The following is a 14,988-nucleotide window of genomic DNA, read 5'->3' on the forward strand; positions in this document are numbered from 1 at the left end:
GTCGCGCGTCATGACCGCCAATACGCCGTGTGAGCCAGACGAGCTGCGCTCCCTGTTCCTGTTCGAGGCGCTGACCGACGAACAGCTCGCGGTGCTGTGCACCAACGGGCGCATCCAGGAGTACCAGCCGGGGCCGATCTGCGTGGAAGGCGAACCGGCGACCTGCTTCTACGTGCTGATCGACGGCGAGTTGGCGATGTCGAAGCTGTCCGGCGGGCAGGACATCGAAACGGTCCGCACCTCGCAACGCGGCGTGTATGCCGGGGCCTGGCGGGCGTTCACCGGCGGGAAGCAGAAGACCTACGACGCCTCGGTCCACGTGACCAGGCCGTCGCGGTTCTTCGTGATGGAGGCGCCCGTCTTCGCCCAGTTCATGCGCGACCAGTTCCCGATGGCGGTGCATCTGCTCGACGGCATCGCCGTCGGCACCGACCGAACCCGCCGCATCATCGACAACCGGGAAAAGCTGCTGGCGCTGGGCCGACTGTCCGCCGGGCTGACGCATCAGCTCAACAACCCGGCCGCGGCGATCTCGCGGGCCGCGGCGGATCTGCGCGAACGCGTCGCCAGCATGCGTCACAAGCTCGCGATGCTCGCCGACGGCACCATCACACCCGAGGCGTTGAGCGCCCTGGTGCGCCTGCAGGAGCGGGTTGCCGAGCAGGTCGCCAAATCGGCGACCCAGCACCTGAGCGCGCTGGAGAGCTCCGACCGCGAGGATGCCATCGGCGACTGGCTCGACGAGCACGGCATCGACGGCGGATGGGACATCGCGCCGACGCTCGTCGAGGGCGGCGTCGACACCGACTGGCTGGAGCGGATTTCCACGGTCGCCGAGGAACTCGCGTCGGCAACGTTGGAGCAGGCGGTCCGATGGATCAACTACACCATCGAGAGCGAACTGCTGATGAACCAGATTCTGGAAGCCAGCAAGCGGATTTCGGCGCTGGTCGCCGACGCCAAGCAGTACTCGCAACTGGATCGGGCGCCGTTCCAGGTGGCCAACGTGCACGACCTGCTGCACAGCACGCTGGTGATGTTCGCCGACCGGTTGACCAAGGACGGCGGCAAGGATGCCGGCAAGGACGCCAAGACCATCAACCTGGTGAAGGAGTGGGACCGCTCGCTACCCGAAATCCCTTGCTACCCAGGCGATCTCAATCAAGTATGGACCAACATCATCGACAACGCGATCGCCGCGATGCGCGATCAGGGCGGCACGCTGACCATCCGCACCTGCCGCTACAACGACAACATGGCCCGGGTCGAAATCTGTGACACCGGGCCGGGTGTCCCCGCCGATATCCGCGAGCACATCTTCGAGCCGTTCTTCACCACCAAACCGTTCGGCGAAGGCACCGGCCTCGGGCTGGACCTCGCGTTCAACATCGTCGTCAAGAAGCATCGCGGCGATCTGCGGGTGGAATCGGTGCCGGGCGACACCCGGTTCATCGTGTTGCTGCCGCTGGAGAGCCCCGTCGCCGACGTCGCCGCCGTGGATGACGACGAGGTGGACGACGCCGAGGCTGAATAAGGCTGGACAAGGTGGAATAGCCGCACCGGCGGCCGGGTTGGAGACGGCATGACCGATGCAGCTGCGAGCAAGCCCAATCTTGGCCGGTTCGGATCGTTCGGACGTGGCGTAACGCCACAGCAAGCAAAGGAAATCGAGGCACTGGGCTACGGAGCCGTCTGGGTAGGCGGCTCACCGCCCGCCGAACTGGCTTGGGTGGAGCCCATCCTGGAAGCGACGAGCACGTTGCAAGTGGCCACCGGCATCGTGAACATTTGGACCGCGCCAGCCAACGAGGTCGCCGAGTCGTTCCATCGGATCGACAAGGCCTACCCGGATCGTTTTGTGCTCGGCATCGGCGTCGGCCACCGCGAGGTGATCAGCGAATATCGCAAGCCCTACGACGCGCTGGTCGAATACCTGGACGCGCTCGACGAGTACGGCGTGCCCGCCCATCGGCGGGTGGTGGCCGCCCTGGGCCCACGGGTGCTGAAGCTCTCGGCGCAGCGCAGCGCCGGCGCGCACCCGTATCTGACGACGCCGGAGCACACCGCGCACGCGCGCGAGCTGATCGGGCCGTCGGCGTTCTTGGCACCCGAGCACAAGGTGGTGCTGACCACCCCGGACAAGGCGGGAGCCGACCAGGCCCGCGCGGTCGGACGCAAGGCGCTGGACATGTACTTCAACCTGGCCAACTACCGCAACAACTGGAAGCGGTCGGGCTTCGGCGAGGACGAGGTCGTCCGTCCGGGCAGCGACCGCCTGGTCGACGCGGTGGTGGCCTACGGCACTCCCGACGCGATCGCCGCACGCCTTAACGAGCACCTGGAGGCAGGGGCCGACCACGTGGCCGTGCAGGTCCTCACCGAAGATGAAAACCTGGTCTCGGCTTTGGCTGAACTGGCGGGGCCGCTCGGACTGAACCGCTCGTAATCAACCGCGGAGGGGACCTCGATGAATGACGCCGCAGCACTCAAGCCCAACCTCGGTCGCTACGGCGCCTGGCTGCCCACCCGATCCATCACACCCGAGCTGGCCGCCGAGATCGAAGCCCTCGGGTATTCGGCGGCCTGGATCGGCGGATCACCGGACGCCGATCTGGCCTGGGTGGAACCGGCACTGGCGCAGACCAATTCGTTACAGCTGGCCACCGGCATCGTCAACATCTGGACGGCGGCGGCCGCACCCGTCGCCGAATCGTTCAAGCGCATCGAAAGTGCTTACCCTGGAAGGTTTTTGCTCGGTATCGGGGTGGGCCACCCCGAGCACACCCAGGAGTATGTCAAGCCCTACGCCGCACTGGTCGGCTATCTCGATGCCCTCGACGAGGCGCTGGTGCCGACCAGCCGGCGGGTCCTCGCCGCGCTCGGGCCCAAGGTGTTGGCGCTGTCCGCGGAACGCAGCGCCGGTGCGCACCCGTACCTGACCACGCCGGAGCACACGGCCAGGGCGCGCGAACAGCTCGGCAATTCGGTGTTCCTGGCCCCGGAGCACAAAGTCGTGCTGACCACCGACCGCGACAAGGCGCGCGAGGCCGGCCGTCAGATCGTCCAGCACTATCTGGGGCTGAGCAACTACGTCAACAACTGGCTGCGGCTGGGATTCACCGAGAACGACGTGCGCGGGGCCGGCAGCGACCGGCTGATCGACGCGGTGGTCGCCTACGGCACCCCGGAGGCCATCGTGAAGCGTCTGGGCGAGCACCTCGACGCCGGCGCCGACCACGTAGCCATCCAGGTGCTGGGCGGCTACAACGACGAGACGCTGCTGCCCTCGCTGAGGGAACTGGCGGAGCCGCTTGGGCTAACCCCCACAAGCTGACCGCGACCCTCGGTTAGGGTTTGACCATGCGGCTGCTGGTCACTGGTGGTGCCGGTTTCATCGGCGCGAATTTCGTGCACAGCACCGTGCGCGAACGTCCCGACGTTTCAGTGACGGTGCTGGACGCCCTGACTTACGCCGGCCGGCGCGAATCGCTGGCCGGTGTCGACGCGGCCATCAGGCTGGTGGAGGGCGACATCTGCGACGCCGAGCTGGTGTCCCGGCTGATCGCCGAATCCGACGCGGTGGTGCACTTCGCCGCAGAGAGCCACGTCGACAACGCGCTGGACAATCCCGAGCCGTTTCTGCACACCAACGTGGTCGGCACGTACACGATCCTGGAAGCGGTACGGCGTCGCGGGGTGCGGCTGCACCACATCTCGACCGACGAGGTCTACGGCGATCTGGAGCTCGACGACCCGCAGCGGTTCACCGAGTCGACGCCCTACAACCCGTCGAGCCCGTACTCGGCGACCAAGGCCGCTGCCGACATGCTGGTGCGGGCGTGGGTGCGCTCGTACGGCGTGCGCGCGACCCTGTCCAATTGCTCGAACAACTATGGGCCGTATCAGCACATCGAGAAGTTCATCCCGCGCCAGATCACCAATGTGCTGACCGGCAGACGGTGCAAGCTGTACGGCGCCGGCGCCAACGTCCGCGACTGGATCCACGTCGACGACCACAACAGCGCGGTCTGGCAGATCCTGGACAAGGGCCAGATCGGTCAGACCTACCTGATCTCGGCCGAGGGCGAGCGCGACAACCTGACCGTGCTGCGGACGCTGCTTTCGCTGATGGGTCGCGACGAAGACGACTTCGACCACGTCACCGACCGCGTCGGCCACGACCTGCGCTACGCCATCGATCCGTCCCTGCTGTATGACGAATTGCACTGGGCGCCAAAGCACACCGACTTCGAAGAGGGATTGCGGGAAACCATCGACTGGTATCGGGCAAACGAATCCTGGTGGCGTCCGCTGAAGGACGCATCGGAAGCCCGCTACGAACAACGGGGGCAGTGAGATGGAAGTTCGCGAACTCAAGGTGCCCGGCGCCTGGGAGATCACCCCGAGAATCCACGGGGATTCGCGCGGCATGTTCTTCGAATGGCTGAAGAACACCGATTTCGGCTCGTTCGCCGGCCATGGGCTGAATGTGCAGCAGGCCAATTGCTCGGTATCGGCCGCCGGGGTGCTGCGCGGGCTGCACTTCGCCCAGCTGCCACCCAGCCAGGCCAAATACGTGACCTGCGTGCGTGGTGCGGTGTTCGACGTGGTGGTCGACATTCGGGTCGGCTCACCGACATTCGGCCAGTGGGACTCGGTACTGCTCGACGACCAGGACCGGCGCACGATCTACATCTCCGAAGGCCTCGGGCACGGTTTCCTTGCGCTGCAAGATAATTCGACGGTGATGTACTTGTGCTCGGCGGAATACAGCCCGCAGCGCGAGCACACCATCTGCGCCACCGACCCGGCCCTGGGCATCGACTGGCCACTGGTCGACGGTGCCGCCCCGAGTCTGTCCGACCGCGACGCCGTCGCCCCCAGCTTCGACGAGGTGCATGCCGCCGGGCTGCTGCCCACCTGGGACGAGGCGCAGAAGTTTGCCGCGCAACTGCGCGGCAAGTCCTGAGATACTGATTGCCGGGCCGCAACCGCAATAGCCTTTCGGCGTCGTCGCCACCTACCCGTAGCGAGGCGGCAACGTCGGGTTGGCATTAAACCCACGTTTGTCGCGGGTTCATCGACTACCTTGGGCATTCCGTGCGGAAACTCTGGCCGGCCGCGCGGAGTCGACGACAGATACGGATTTGCACGCATGAAGCTAGCGGAGGTGTTCGATCCCCGATGTAACGCACTGAACCTGTTTCGGTTGGGGCTGGCCGCCGAGGTCATGCTGTTTCACTCCTGGCCGATCACGGGTCACATGCCGCCACACGCGCTGCTGCAGCTCCTCTTCGCGGTCGGTGTCGATGGTTTCTTTGCGATCTCGGGATTCTTGATCACCGCAAGTTGGCTCCGCGACCCTCGGGTGCGCGATTACCTGACCGCTCGGGCGCTGCGCATCCTGCCCGGGCTGTACGTCTGCCTGATCGTCACCGCGTTCGTGTTCGCGCCGCTGAGCGTGGCGGTGCAGGGTGGTTCGGCGGCGAAACTGCTGCAGTCCAGCGCGCCATACGAATACGTCCTGAAAAACGCCACCCTGATATCGGTGCTTCAGTTCGACGTCGCCGGGACGCCGCGCAATATCCCATCCCCGGGAGCCTGGAACGCTTCGCTGTGGTCTCTGATCTGGGAAGTGCTGTGCTACATCACCATTGCCGTGATCGGCGTCGTCGGCCTGGCCAATCGGCGATGGATTTCGCCGGCGATCCTGGTGCTCGGGGTGATTGGCGCGGCATTGTTGCCGCCGCTGACATTCCCGGGGGCGTGGACCATCCCCCAGCTCGCCGCGCGCTCGGCCATCATGTTTGCCTGCGGCGCCATCATGTATCAATGGCGCGACGTGATTCCCGCTCGGTGGTCACTCGTCGCCCTCAGCGTGGTCATCGTCGTCGTCGCTTCCATTCTGCTGCCCGACTACCGGGTGGTGGCGGCCCTTCCGCTGGCCTATGCCGTGATCACTGCGGGTTCGCTGCTTCGCAAGAAACGCCTGACGCTGCGCACGGACATCTCCTACGGCGTCTACATTTACGCGTTTCCGACTCAGCAATTCCTTGCCGTTTTGGGACTGAGCTTCCTAAATCCGATGTTGTTCTTCGTCGTTGCGTTCCTGGCTACTCTTCCGCTGGCCGCGATGAGCTGGTTCTGGGTAGAGAAGCCCGCGATGGCGCTGAAGTCCCGTCTCAAACGCAAGTGGGGTGCGCCCGCAAGCCTCGGAGCCGACGGCACATCCGCGGCCACGGCCACCGAGCAGCCGACTTCCGACGTTCCGGGCGCGGTGTAGACGGGCCTGCTTTCGCCCTGTTTCGCCGCGCGCGCTGCGACAGCTTTTCTTCTCGGTGGGTGTCGCGACGCTGAATCCGATAGTGTTCGCCGGTATGTCGACGACAGTGGTGGTGCCGTTGGCCCCGCTGCGTTGGTTCGCGATCGAAACGCGCGCGCAGTCTCTCAAATTTCGACTCAGGCGAAAGTGCTCTGGCTCGCGGCTCGCCGAAGCCAGCCAATCCTGACCGCGCCCGGGATGGCAATCCGTGTTTTCGGGACCAAAGACCCGATGCGAAGACGGCGCAATGCGCTTAGATGCAGGAACGGGGTAGCGCCGGGAACGGGGACGGCTGGTGATAACGGATGAAGCTCGGGCAAGTATTCGATCCGCGAAACAATGCACTGAATGCGTTGCGGCTGGCGATGGCCGCCGAAGTGATCCTTTGGCATTCGTTCGCCGTCACGGGTGGCTTACTGCCGTCCGCGCACATACGGCAATTGCTGTTCGGGGTGGGCGTCGACGGGTTCTTTGCGATCTCGGGCTTCCTGATCACCGCGAGCTGGCTTAACAATCCGCAAATCCGGGACTATATCGTCCATCGCGCTCTTCGTATTCTCCCCGGGCTCTATGTCTGCCTGGCGGTGACCGCGTTTGTCATCGCGCCGATCGGTGTGGCGATCCAGGGTGGACCGGCGGCACGGCTCCTGCTGTCCAGCGCGCCATTCGAGTATGTGGTGGACAACGCCGCCATAGCGGTGCTCAAGTTCGATGTCGGTGGAACGCCGACCGGAGTCCCGATTGCGGGGATGTGGAACGGATCACTGTGGACCCTCATCTACGAGGTGCTGTGCTACGCCGGCGTGGCAGTCCTCGGGTTGGTGGGACTGGCTGCACGTCGATGGACTTCTGCGGTGGTGTTGGCATTGGCCGTGCTCGTCGCTGCGTACTTGCCGCCCATGACATTTCCCGGGATCTGGAGCAACGAGCAATGCATCGCGCGCTTCGCCATCGTGTTTGCCGCCGGCGCCCTGGTGTATCAGTTCAAAGACGTGATTCCCGCTCGATGGTCACTCGTCGCACTGTGCGTGGGCATCGTTGTGCTGACCGGCCTGCTACCTGACTACCGGCTGGTCGGCGCCGTTCCGTTGGCATACGCCGTCATTGTTTCCGGGGCGCTGGCCCACAACAGGTATTTGCGGTTGCCGACGGATCTGTCCTACGGCGTCTACATTTACGCCTTCCCGGTCCAGCAGTTGCTTGTTATCTGCGGGCTGGCCGGCACGAATCCCTTTGTGTTCGCCGTCATTGCGACGACCGCTACCCTGCCGCTGGCGGCTCTGAGCTGGTTCCTGATCGAAAAGCCCGCGCTGTCCCTGAAATCTCGATTCAAGAAGAAGCCGGTTGACGCCGAGCTCTCCGAAGCCAGCCGAACCTGAGGCCACCGGGAAGGTCGGAAAGCGTCCACAACAACACCGTCAGCACTTCGGCCCCCACGCTGATCGCCGCGTACGGCGCTGGATCCCAACCCTGCTCGGAAAAGCCGAAAAGCCCGCCGGTGCGCGACAATGCGAAGGCCACCAGGGAGCCGCCGGAGATCGCGGCCCCCGCCCAGCGCAGCCACCATGGACCACCCAGGAGGATCAGCACGGCCACCGCGAACGAGACGCTGGCCTGGACCAGGAACCCGGTACCGATCGTCGGAATGTGCTGGTAACCATGGACATACAGGTACGCATGGCTGGCGGCGCTGGCGAGCAACGACGCGGCGAAGCCAACCCGGATCAAGATGTTCATTGCAGCCTCTGCTCTTTCAAAGCCAGGGCGGTCTCGCCCTTGGTGTAACTGACCTCGCGAATGCCGAGCGCGTCGTGCAGCTTGCCGGCCGGCAGCGTGATCGGCTTGGGCGCCGGCCCATCGCCGGGATGGGGCAGCGGGTAGGCGGTCGTCGTCCCGCTGTAGAACGACACGTTGCCTTCCGTCTTCGAAAACAATTGGTGCACATGCCCGTTGATGCATGTAACGGAGGCAAACCGGCGCAGGTAACTGAGGGCCTGGGTGGCGTCGTCGGTGCCCCAGCCCCAGTCCGGGTACATCGCGAACAGCGGGATATGGCTGAACACGATAATCGGCGTGTCGCTGGACAGGCCCGCGACGTCCTTCTCGACGAATGCCAGCTGGTCGACACCGAGATGCCCGAGCTTGCGCAGGTTCAGCGTGTTGACCAGTGCGATCACGTGAACGCCGGCGGCGTCAAAGCTGTACCACCCGTCGCCTACCGACCCCGCCCCGAATACCTTGCGGTACTTCTGTCCCGCATCGTCGACCGAGTCGTGCTCCCCCGGCACGGTGAACACGTGAGGCGTCTTCAGCCCACTCATCATCTGCTTCACCTGGTCGAACTGCTCGGGAGTGGACAGGTGCGTGAGGTCACCGGTGTGGACGACGAAATCCGGTGTATAGCCGAGGTTGTTGACCTGATCGATCGCATGGCCGAACGTGCCGGACACGTCCGGGTTGGGCGCACCGGTGAAGCCGAGGTGACTGTCGCTGATCTGGGCGAAGCGCAGGGCGGGCCGGACCTTTGCGCGCTCGGCGGCGGCGGCCCCGGCGACGTGTGAGATCACCTCGCCGCCGGCTACCGCGAACCCGACAGCCGCACCGAACCATGCCCCGTGCCGGATCAGCTGCCGACGACTCATCGTGTTCGGGTCGCGGTTCGCGTTCGTGTCCGAGTTCACTGCGTCACCACCACGGTGCCGTGCATCATCGGGTGAATCGAACAGACATAGTCGAAAGTCCCTGCGGTGGAGAAGGTGTGGGTGAAACTGGCCCCGGTCCCCATGCCGGGTGAATGAAACGATCCGTCACTCGCGGCCACTGTGTGGGGTTCTTCGTCACGATTGATCCAGGTGACCGTCGTGCCGACACTGACCTTCAGCGTCGCGGGAGCGAACGCGAAGCCGTCGATGGTGACTTGGTTACCGCTGGCCGGTGCCGACGGCGCGGTGACCGATGGCGTTGCACCGGAGTCCGGCTTCATCGTGACCGACGCGTGCGCATCGGGCCGCGACGCAGAGCACCCGGCCAGCAACAGCGTCCCCGCCGCCAGCAAGGCAAAGTGTTTTCGGAACGTGGCAATCTTCATGCCCAGTGATAGGGCGGGTGGTTACACCGCTTAGGCCGGCCGTTCGGGGTACGGCGGTGGGGCGAGCACCTCGACGACCCCGTTGACCTCGCGAACCATCAATGTGGGCAATGGCTTTGGGGCGATCGGCAGTTGGTGGGTGAGCACTTCTCCCGCCGGGGAGAACGAGGTCGAGTGGCAGGGGCAGCGCAACCTGTCGTCTGGCGCGTCGAACCACAACTTGCACCCCTGATGCGTGCATACCCCGGACACGGCTTCGAGTTTGCCATCGACGCGGCGAACGAATCCGCTGACCGATCCCAGATCGAACGCATGCATGCGACCGTCCGGCACGTCCGAACTGGTCGCGACGCGCTGCCAGCTTCCGTCGTTGGGCGTGAGTTGTCCTGCGACGGCAGGGCCTTCGGTGACGCCTCCGGTCACGGCTCGATCGATGGAAACCGCGGTGACCGCGGCGGCTGCCGCGGCCGACGTGCCCACGATAACCTGACGTCGCGTGGTGTTCTGCTTGGGTGCCGGTGGCGCGGGTGGTGCGCCGGCCATCTGTTCGGCGAGCCGCCGGTGCAGGTCGGTGAGGAATTCCTGGCGTGGGGCGGCCCCCACCTCAGAGCCCTGCCCGGCAGCGCGCAGGTCGATCGCCGTGCGGATCTGGGCGGCCTCAAAGTCAGTTGGCGCAAACGGTTTTGGCCGTCGGCCCCGCAGCATATCGTCGATGTAGCGACGCAATCCTCGCGCGTTCATGACTGGCCCCCATCGTTGACCTGTGCCGCCAGCCGCAGCGCGCGATGTTGAAGCACCTTGGCGTTGGCGACGCTGATTCCAAGTTCCGCGGCTGACTCCTTGATTGAATTGCCTTGCAGAAAACGTAGTTCCAGGATTTGGCGATAGCGGTCGGGCAGGCTTTCGAGAACGTGGGCGACCCGCGCCGGCGCGTTGCTGATCGCTTCCTCGCTATCGGGTGGTTGCTCGATGTCCTCCTCGATCGAGGTTATCTCCCGTCCCAGGGTCTCGCGCCAGTGTGCGGCCAGCACCGTTCGCGCCGTGGCGCGCAGGTATGCGCGCACCTCACCGACGCTCGCGGTCAGCCGTAGCGGCCGCAGTGCGGCGAGGAACACCTCGGCGGTGAGATCCTCGGCGTCCGCCCGGTTGCCCACCCGGGCGAACAGCGTCCGGTACACCCAGTCCGCGTTGTCGGAGTACACGGCTTCCCAGTCGGTGTAGCCGTCATTAGGGACCGCGCGTAGGGGGCGCGGGCCCGCGGGTTCGTTTTGTGACGTCACATGTCTCCCTCACCCGATCAATATCAGCGGGGGTTACACGCGGTCAGGGCGCGGCGAGCGAAGATTCATCGACGACCAGCCCGTCGAGCTTCGCCGCGGTGGCGGACAGGACTGTTTTGGCCACGCCGAGGATGCGCTCGCGCACCCGGGGTTTGGCCGAGGCCGGCGGCAGCAGCTGGCCCACCAGGTGACCGAAGAGATCCAGGCGCGAGTCGGACAGCCAGGCGGTCAGGTCGGGGTCGTCGAACCAGCGCAGTTGATTGCTGTAGTCGGCCAGCGCGATGCGCAGCCAGTCCAGATCGGTGTCGGGGTGCGGCAGCGGCACACACAGCCGGTTGCGCGTTGCGTCATCTGGATAGGCCGCCTCCAGGTGGGCGATCAGCGAGGCGCTGAATATCTGCTGGCAACCCCGCACGCTTTGCAGTGTGATGCGTCCGGGAGCGAAAATCGTTCTGGCGGGACGCTTTTCGGCCCCGTCGGCGGTGCAGTCGATGTAGAGTGCGCCCCCGTCCATCGCCACGTCGCCGCCCTCGAGGACCATCTTGTCGTCCTCGTTGTCCTTCTCAATGGCCAGCAGGTGGCCCTTGCGCACGATATCGCCGATGCGACGCAGCTGGTCCAGCTCGGCCCGGGTGACGGTCGCGCAGCGGTACATCGTGGGGCGCACCGCCGGGTCTACCCGCAGCAGGGTGCCGGCCTCCTCGAGCCGGGCGAACAGGTCGTCGGGCGAGGCGGCGTCCCTGATCGCGCGCAGTTGCGCGATGAAGCCGGCTTTGATGCGGTCGGCGAACGGTTGCCCGGGCTGCATCGTGGCGCGATCCAGCAGCCAGGAGTCGCGCGGCATGACCCAGGTCAACCGGTCCGGCGCCACGCCGTGGCCAAGCAGCCACAGGCAGGTGTCGATGCCCGTCTTGCCGGACCCGACGATGACGTAGCGCTCGTGGGCGGCACGGCCCGGCAGGTCGTTGGGTGGGACGCAGGCGATGCCGGGCGCGACCGGATACGGCGGCGGGCGCATCGCGGGCACCATCACTCGCATGTAGGTGGCATCGACCACCCGGCGGGCCACCTCGACGGTGTACTCGTCGCCGGCCAGTGTGGCGAAGCGGCCGTCACCGAGGTACTCGCTCATCGGGAAATAGCGGACCCGCCCGGTCGGCACCAGCTGCTGGCGCATGACGTGGTCGTAATAGGCGCAGACTTCGCCGGCGGTCGCCAGCTCGTAGAGCCCCTGGTTCCAGCCGGCCCGGTCGATGGTGTCGCGGCCCAGCCGCAGCGAGTTGACGCCGTAGAACACCGATGGCTGATGCAAACGGACGAACGGGTAGGCGGTGGTCCAATGCCCGCCCGGCGCGTCGTTGCGGTCCACCACCACGACGCTGGCCTCCGTCTCCGTGACCAGCGTGTCGATGAACGCCATGCCCATGGCGCCCGCGCCAATGACCAGGTAATCGGCCTCGATCGTATGCATACCGGCTCAACGCTAACCCGCGTTGTCCGCGCAGGTAACCCACCTTGCCAAGGTCAGAACGCGGTTACTAGGATATGCAAGTATCCGCTTAAGCACTGGAACAAGACCCAAGGGCACCCCATGACCACACAGATCCCGCACTTCATCGACGGGAAGCGCGTCGCCGGCCAATCCACCCGCACGGCCGATGTCTTCAACCCCAGCACCGGTGAGGTGCAGGCAAAGGTCCCGATGGCGTCGGCGGCCGACATCGACACCGCGGTCGCCTCGGCGGTCGAGGCCCAAAAGGGCTGGGCCGCAACGAACCCGCAGCGCCGCGCCCGGGTGATGATGAAGTTCATCGAGCTGGTCAACAGCAAGATGGACGAGCTGGCCGAATTGCTGTCGCTCGAGCACGGCAAGACAGTGCCCGACGCACGTGGCGACATTCAGCGCGGCATCGAGGTGATCGAGTTCGCCATCGGCATCCCGCATCTGCTCAAGGGCGAATACAGCGAGGGCGCCGGCCCGGGCATCGACGTCTACTCGCTGCGCCAGCCCCTGGGCGTGGTCGCGGGCATCACCCCGTTCAACTTCCCGGCGATGATTCCGCTGTGGAAGGCCGGGCCCGCCCTGGCGTGTGGAAACGCGTTCGTGCTCAAGCCAAGTGAGCGCGACCCATCGGTGCCGGTGCGCCTGGCCGAACTCTTCCTCGAGGCCGGTCTGCCGCCCGGGGTGTTCCAGGTCGTGCACGGCGACAAGGAAGCCGTCGACGCGATCCTGCACCATCCCGACATCAAGGCCGTCGGCTTCGTCGGCAGCTCCGACATCGCGCACTACATCTACTCGACGGCCGCGGCCAACGACAAGCGGTCGCAGTGCTTCGGCGGCGCCAAAAACCACATGATCGTGATGCCCGACGCCGACCTCGACCAGGCCGTCGACGCGCTGATCGGCGCCGGGTACGGCAGCGCCGGCGAGCGTTGCATGGCGATCAGCGTCGCGGTGCCCGTCGGCGAGCAGACCGCGGATCGGTTGCGCGCCAGGCTGGTTGAGCGGATCAACCAGCTGCGGGTGGGCCACAGCCTGGACCCGAAGGCCGACTACGGCCCGCTGGTCACCGAGGCCGCGCTGGCCCGGGTGCGCAACTACATCGACCAGGGTGTGGAAGCCGGGGCCGAGATCGTGGTCGACGGCCGCGAACGCCGCAGCGATGAATTGACGTATGGGCTCCCAGAAGGCACAGCCAGCCTGGAGGGCGGCTTCTTCATCGGGCCGACCCTGTTCGATCATGTGACCACCGACATGTCGATCTACACCGACGAGATCTTCGGGCCGGTGTTGTGCATCGTGCGGGCACACGACTACGAGGAGGCCTTGCGCCTGCCGTCGGAGCACGAGTACGGCAACGGTGTCGCGATCTTCACCCGCGACGGGGATGCCGCGCGCGATTTCGTGGCACGCGTCGAAGTGGGCATGGTCGGTGTCAACGTGCCGATCCCGGTGCCGGTGGCCTATCACACCTTCGGCGGCTGGAAGCGCTCCGGCTTCGGCGACCTCAACCAACACGGCCCGGCGTCGATCCAGTTCTACACCAAGGTGAAGACCGTGACGTCGCGCTGGCCATCCGGGATCAAGGACGGCGCCGAATTCGTCATCCCGACAATGGATTAGGTCCATGTTCGCCCTGAACGACGACGAACGGGTCATCACCGAGACGGCAGCGGCATTCGCTGCCAAGCGGATTGCTCCGTATGCCCTGGAATGGGAAGCGGCGCAGCACTTCCCGACCGATGTCTTGCGGGAAGCCGCCGAGCTCGGCATGGCGGCGATCTACTGCCGCGAGGACGTCGGCGGCAGCGGGCTGCGCCGCCTCGACGGGGTGCGGATCTTCGAGCAGTTGGCCATCGCCGATCCCACCACCGCCGCGTTCCTGTCCATCCACAACATGTGCGCGTGGATGATCGACAGCTTCGGCACCGACGAGCAACGCAAGGAATGGATTCCGCGGCTGGCGCCGATGGACGTCATCGCCAGCTACTGCTTGACCGAACCCGGCGCCGGATCCGATGCCAGCGCGTTGAGCACCCGTGCGGTCGCCCACGGCGGCGACTATGTGCTCGACGGCGTCAAGCAGTTCATCTCGGGCGCGGGCGCGTCGGATGTCTACGTGGTGATGGCCCGCACCGGCGGCGAGGGACCGCGCGGTATTTCGGCCTTCATCGTCGAAAAGGGCACGCCGGGGCTGAGTTTCGGCGCTCTTGAGGAGAAGATGGGCTGGCACGCCCAGCCGACCGCACAGGTGATCCTAGAGGGCGTGCGGATTCCCGCCGACGCAATGCTGGGCGGCGCCGAGGGCGAGGGCGCCGGCTTCGGCATTGCGATGAACGGCCTCAACGGCGGCCGGCTCAACATCGCGGCGTGCTCGCTCGGCGGCGCGCAGTCTGCCTTCGACAAGGCGGGGGCCTACGTGCGCGAGCGGCAGGCGTTCGGCTCGGCACTGCTCGACGAGCCAACCATCCGTTTCACCCTGGCCGACATGGCCACCGGGCTGGAGACCTCACGACTGATGTTGTGGCGGGCGGCAAGCGCACTGGACGCCGGCGACCCCGACAAGGTCGAGCTGTGCGCGATGGCCAAACGCTACGTCACCGACACCTGCTTCGACGTCGCGGACAAGGCGCTGCAACTCCACGGCGGCTACGGCTACCTGCGCGAGTATGGTCTGGAAAAGATCGTCCGCGATCTTCGGGTTCACCGAATCCTGGAGGGGACCAACGAAATCATGCGGGTGGTCATCGGTCGTGCCGAGGCCGGCCGATTCAGGGCTTCTCAAGCCACCGGTTAG

At 65.8% G+C, this 14,988-nt stretch carries 15 protein-coding genes; 9 read left to right on the forward strand and 6 right to left on the reverse strand.

What is annotated here, in order from left to right:
• Positions 1-10: 10 nt before the first annotated feature.
• The 7 genes from SKC41_RS02340 to SKC41_RS02370 all read left to right on the forward strand — a co-directional run bounded on the left by SKC41_RS02340 (position 11) and on the right by SKC41_RS02370 (position 7,701).
• Positions 11-1,534 carry an ATP-binding protein gene (locus tag SKC41_RS02340; RefSeq protein WP_330976145.1) on the forward strand — a complete coding sequence of 508 codons (1,524 nt, stop codon included), beginning with the start codon at positions 11-13 and terminating at the stop codon, positions 1,532-1,534.
• A 48-nt stretch (positions 1,535-1,582) separates the two neighbouring features.
• The gene (locus tag SKC41_RS02345; RefSeq protein ID WP_330976146.1) at positions 1,583-2,446 is read left to right on the forward strand and encodes an LLM class F420-dependent oxidoreductase; all 864 of its coding nucleotides are present in this window, start codon (positions 1,583-1,585) and stop codon (positions 2,444-2,446) included.
• 21 nt (positions 2,447-2,467) lie between these two features.
• Entirely contained in the window at positions 2,468-3,334 is an 867-nt protein-coding gene (locus SKC41_RS02350) for an LLM class F420-dependent oxidoreductase (protein ID WP_330976147.1), read from the forward strand.
• Between the two features lie 26 nt (positions 3,335-3,360).
• Positions 3,361-4,356, forward strand: coding sequence for a dTDP-glucose 4,6-dehydratase (gene rfbB, locus SKC41_RS02355; RefSeq protein WP_330976148.1), 996 nt, complete (start codon positions 3,361-3,363; stop codon positions 4,354-4,356).
• A gap of 1 nt (position 4,357) precedes the next feature.
• Positions 4,358-4,969 (forward strand): dTDP-4-dehydrorhamnose 3,5-epimerase, encoded by a 612-nt coding sequence (gene rfbC, locus SKC41_RS02360; protein ID WP_330976149.1) that lies wholly within the window; start codon positions 4,358-4,360, stop codon positions 4,967-4,969.
• A gap of 186 nt (positions 4,970-5,155) precedes the next feature.
• The gene (locus tag SKC41_RS02365; RefSeq protein WP_330976150.1) at positions 5,156-6,283 is read left to right on the forward strand and encodes an acyltransferase family protein; all 1,128 of its coding nucleotides are present in this window, start codon (positions 5,156-5,158) and stop codon (positions 6,281-6,283) included.
• A gap of 344 nt (positions 6,284-6,627) precedes the next feature.
• Positions 6,628-7,701, forward strand: a complete 1,074-nt coding sequence (locus SKC41_RS02370) for an acyltransferase family protein (RefSeq protein ID WP_330976151.1) — start codon at positions 6,628-6,630, stop codon at positions 7,699-7,701.
• Here the strand turns inward: SKC41_RS02370 and SKC41_RS02375 are convergent.
• The 6 genes from SKC41_RS02375 to SKC41_RS02400 are packed head-to-tail and all read right to left on the reverse strand — an operon-like array spanning position 7,652 to position 12,161.
• A complete protein-coding gene (locus SKC41_RS02375; RefSeq protein WP_330976152.1) occupies positions 7,652-8,059 on the reverse strand; it encodes a hypothetical protein in 408 nt (135 codons plus the stop codon). The genes SKC41_RS02370 and SKC41_RS02375 overlap by 50 nt on opposite strands.
• On the reverse strand, positions 8,056-8,964 hold the full coding sequence (locus tag SKC41_RS02380; protein WP_330978727.1) for a metallophosphoesterase family protein: 909 nt from the start codon (positions 8,962-8,964) through the stop codon (positions 8,056-8,058). Before SKC41_RS02380 ends, SKC41_RS02375 begins: the two co-directional genes overlap by 4 nt.
• A gap of 35 nt (positions 8,965-8,999) precedes the next feature.
• The gene (locus SKC41_RS02385) at positions 9,000-9,416 is read right to left on the reverse strand and encodes a cupredoxin domain-containing protein (RefSeq protein WP_442931655.1); all 417 of its coding nucleotides are present in this window, start codon (positions 9,414-9,416) and stop codon (positions 9,000-9,002) included.
• A 24-nt stretch (positions 9,417-9,440) separates the two neighbouring features.
• Positions 9,441-10,151: a Rieske (2Fe-2S) protein gene (locus SKC41_RS02390; RefSeq protein ID WP_330976153.1), complete on the reverse strand. Its 711-nt coding sequence runs from the start codon at positions 10,149-10,151 to the stop codon at positions 9,441-9,443.
• Entirely contained in the window at positions 10,148-10,690 is a 543-nt protein-coding gene (locus tag SKC41_RS02395) for an RNA polymerase sigma factor (RefSeq protein ID WP_330976154.1), read from the reverse strand. Before SKC41_RS02395 ends, SKC41_RS02390 begins: the two co-directional genes overlap by 4 nt.
• Before the next feature lie 43 nt (positions 10,691-10,733).
• A complete protein-coding gene (locus SKC41_RS02400) occupies positions 10,734-12,161 on the reverse strand; it encodes an NAD(P)-binding protein (protein ID WP_330976155.1) in 1,428 nt (475 codons plus the stop codon).
• Between the two features lie 120 nt (positions 12,162-12,281).
• Here SKC41_RS02400 and SKC41_RS02405 point away from each other — a divergent pair, with 120 nt between their 5' ends.
• Positions 12,282-13,814: a CoA-acylating methylmalonate-semialdehyde dehydrogenase gene (locus SKC41_RS02405; RefSeq protein ID WP_330976156.1), complete on the forward strand. Its 1,533-nt coding sequence runs from the start codon at positions 12,282-12,284 to the stop codon at positions 13,812-13,814.
• Positions 13,815-13,818: 4 nt separating this feature from the next.
• Positions 13,819-14,988 (forward strand): acyl-CoA dehydrogenase family protein, encoded by a 1,170-nt coding sequence (locus SKC41_RS02410; protein WP_330976157.1) that lies wholly within the window; start codon positions 13,819-13,821, stop codon positions 14,986-14,988.

It is taken from the genome of Mycobacterium sp. 050128, from assembly GCF_036409155.1.
Lineage (GTDB): Bacteria > Actinomycetota > Actinomycetes > Mycobacteriales > Mycobacteriaceae > Mycobacterium.

What these genes read in the sequence shown, in the direction of transcription:
- rfbB (WP_330976148.1), top strand. Translation starts at nt 3,361, where the DNA reads ATGCGGCTGCTGGTCACTGGTGGTGCCGGTTTCATCGGCGCGAATTTC.
- SKC41_RS02380 (WP_330978727.1), bottom strand. Translation starts at nt 8,964, where the DNA reads ATGAGTCGTCGGCAGCTGATCCGGCACGGGGCATGGTTCGGTGCGGCT.
- SKC41_RS02365 (WP_330976150.1), top strand. Translation starts at nt 5,156, where the DNA reads ATGAAGCTAGCGGAGGTGTTCGATCCCCGATGTAACGCACTGAACCTG.
- SKC41_RS02370 (WP_330976151.1), top strand. Translation starts at nt 6,628, where the DNA reads ATGAAGCTCGGGCAAGTATTCGATCCGCGAAACAATGCACTGAATGCG.
- SKC41_RS02350 (WP_330976147.1), top strand. Translation starts at nt 2,468, where the DNA reads ATGAATGACGCCGCAGCACTCAAGCCCAACCTCGGTCGCTACGGCGCC.
- SKC41_RS02400 (WP_330976155.1), bottom strand. Translation starts at nt 12,161, where the DNA reads ATGCATACGATCGAGGCCGATTACCTGGTCATTGGCGCGGGCGCCATG.
- SKC41_RS02405 (WP_330976156.1), top strand. Translation starts at nt 12,282, where the DNA reads ATGACCACACAGATCCCGCACTTCATCGACGGGAAGCGCGTCGCCGGC.
- SKC41_RS02410 (WP_330976157.1), top strand. Translation starts at nt 13,819, where the DNA reads ATGTTCGCCCTGAACGACGACGAACGGGTCATCACCGAGACGGCAGCG.
- SKC41_RS02375 (WP_330976152.1), bottom strand. Translation starts at nt 8,059, where the DNA reads ATGAACATCTTGATCCGGGTTGGCTTCGCCGCGTCGTTGCTCGCCAGC.
- SKC41_RS02340 (WP_330976145.1), top strand. Translation starts at nt 11, where the DNA reads ATGACCGCCAATACGCCGTGTGAGCCAGACGAGCTGCGCTCCCTGTTC.
- SKC41_RS02345 (WP_330976146.1), top strand. Translation starts at nt 1,583, where the DNA reads ATGACCGATGCAGCTGCGAGCAAGCCCAATCTTGGCCGGTTCGGATCG.
- rfbC (WP_330976149.1), top strand. Translation starts at nt 4,358, where the DNA reads ATGGAAGTTCGCGAACTCAAGGTGCCCGGCGCCTGGGAGATCACCCCG.
- SKC41_RS02390 (WP_330976153.1), bottom strand. Translation starts at nt 10,151, where the DNA reads ATGAACGCGCGAGGATTGCGTCGCTACATCGACGATATGCTGCGGGGC.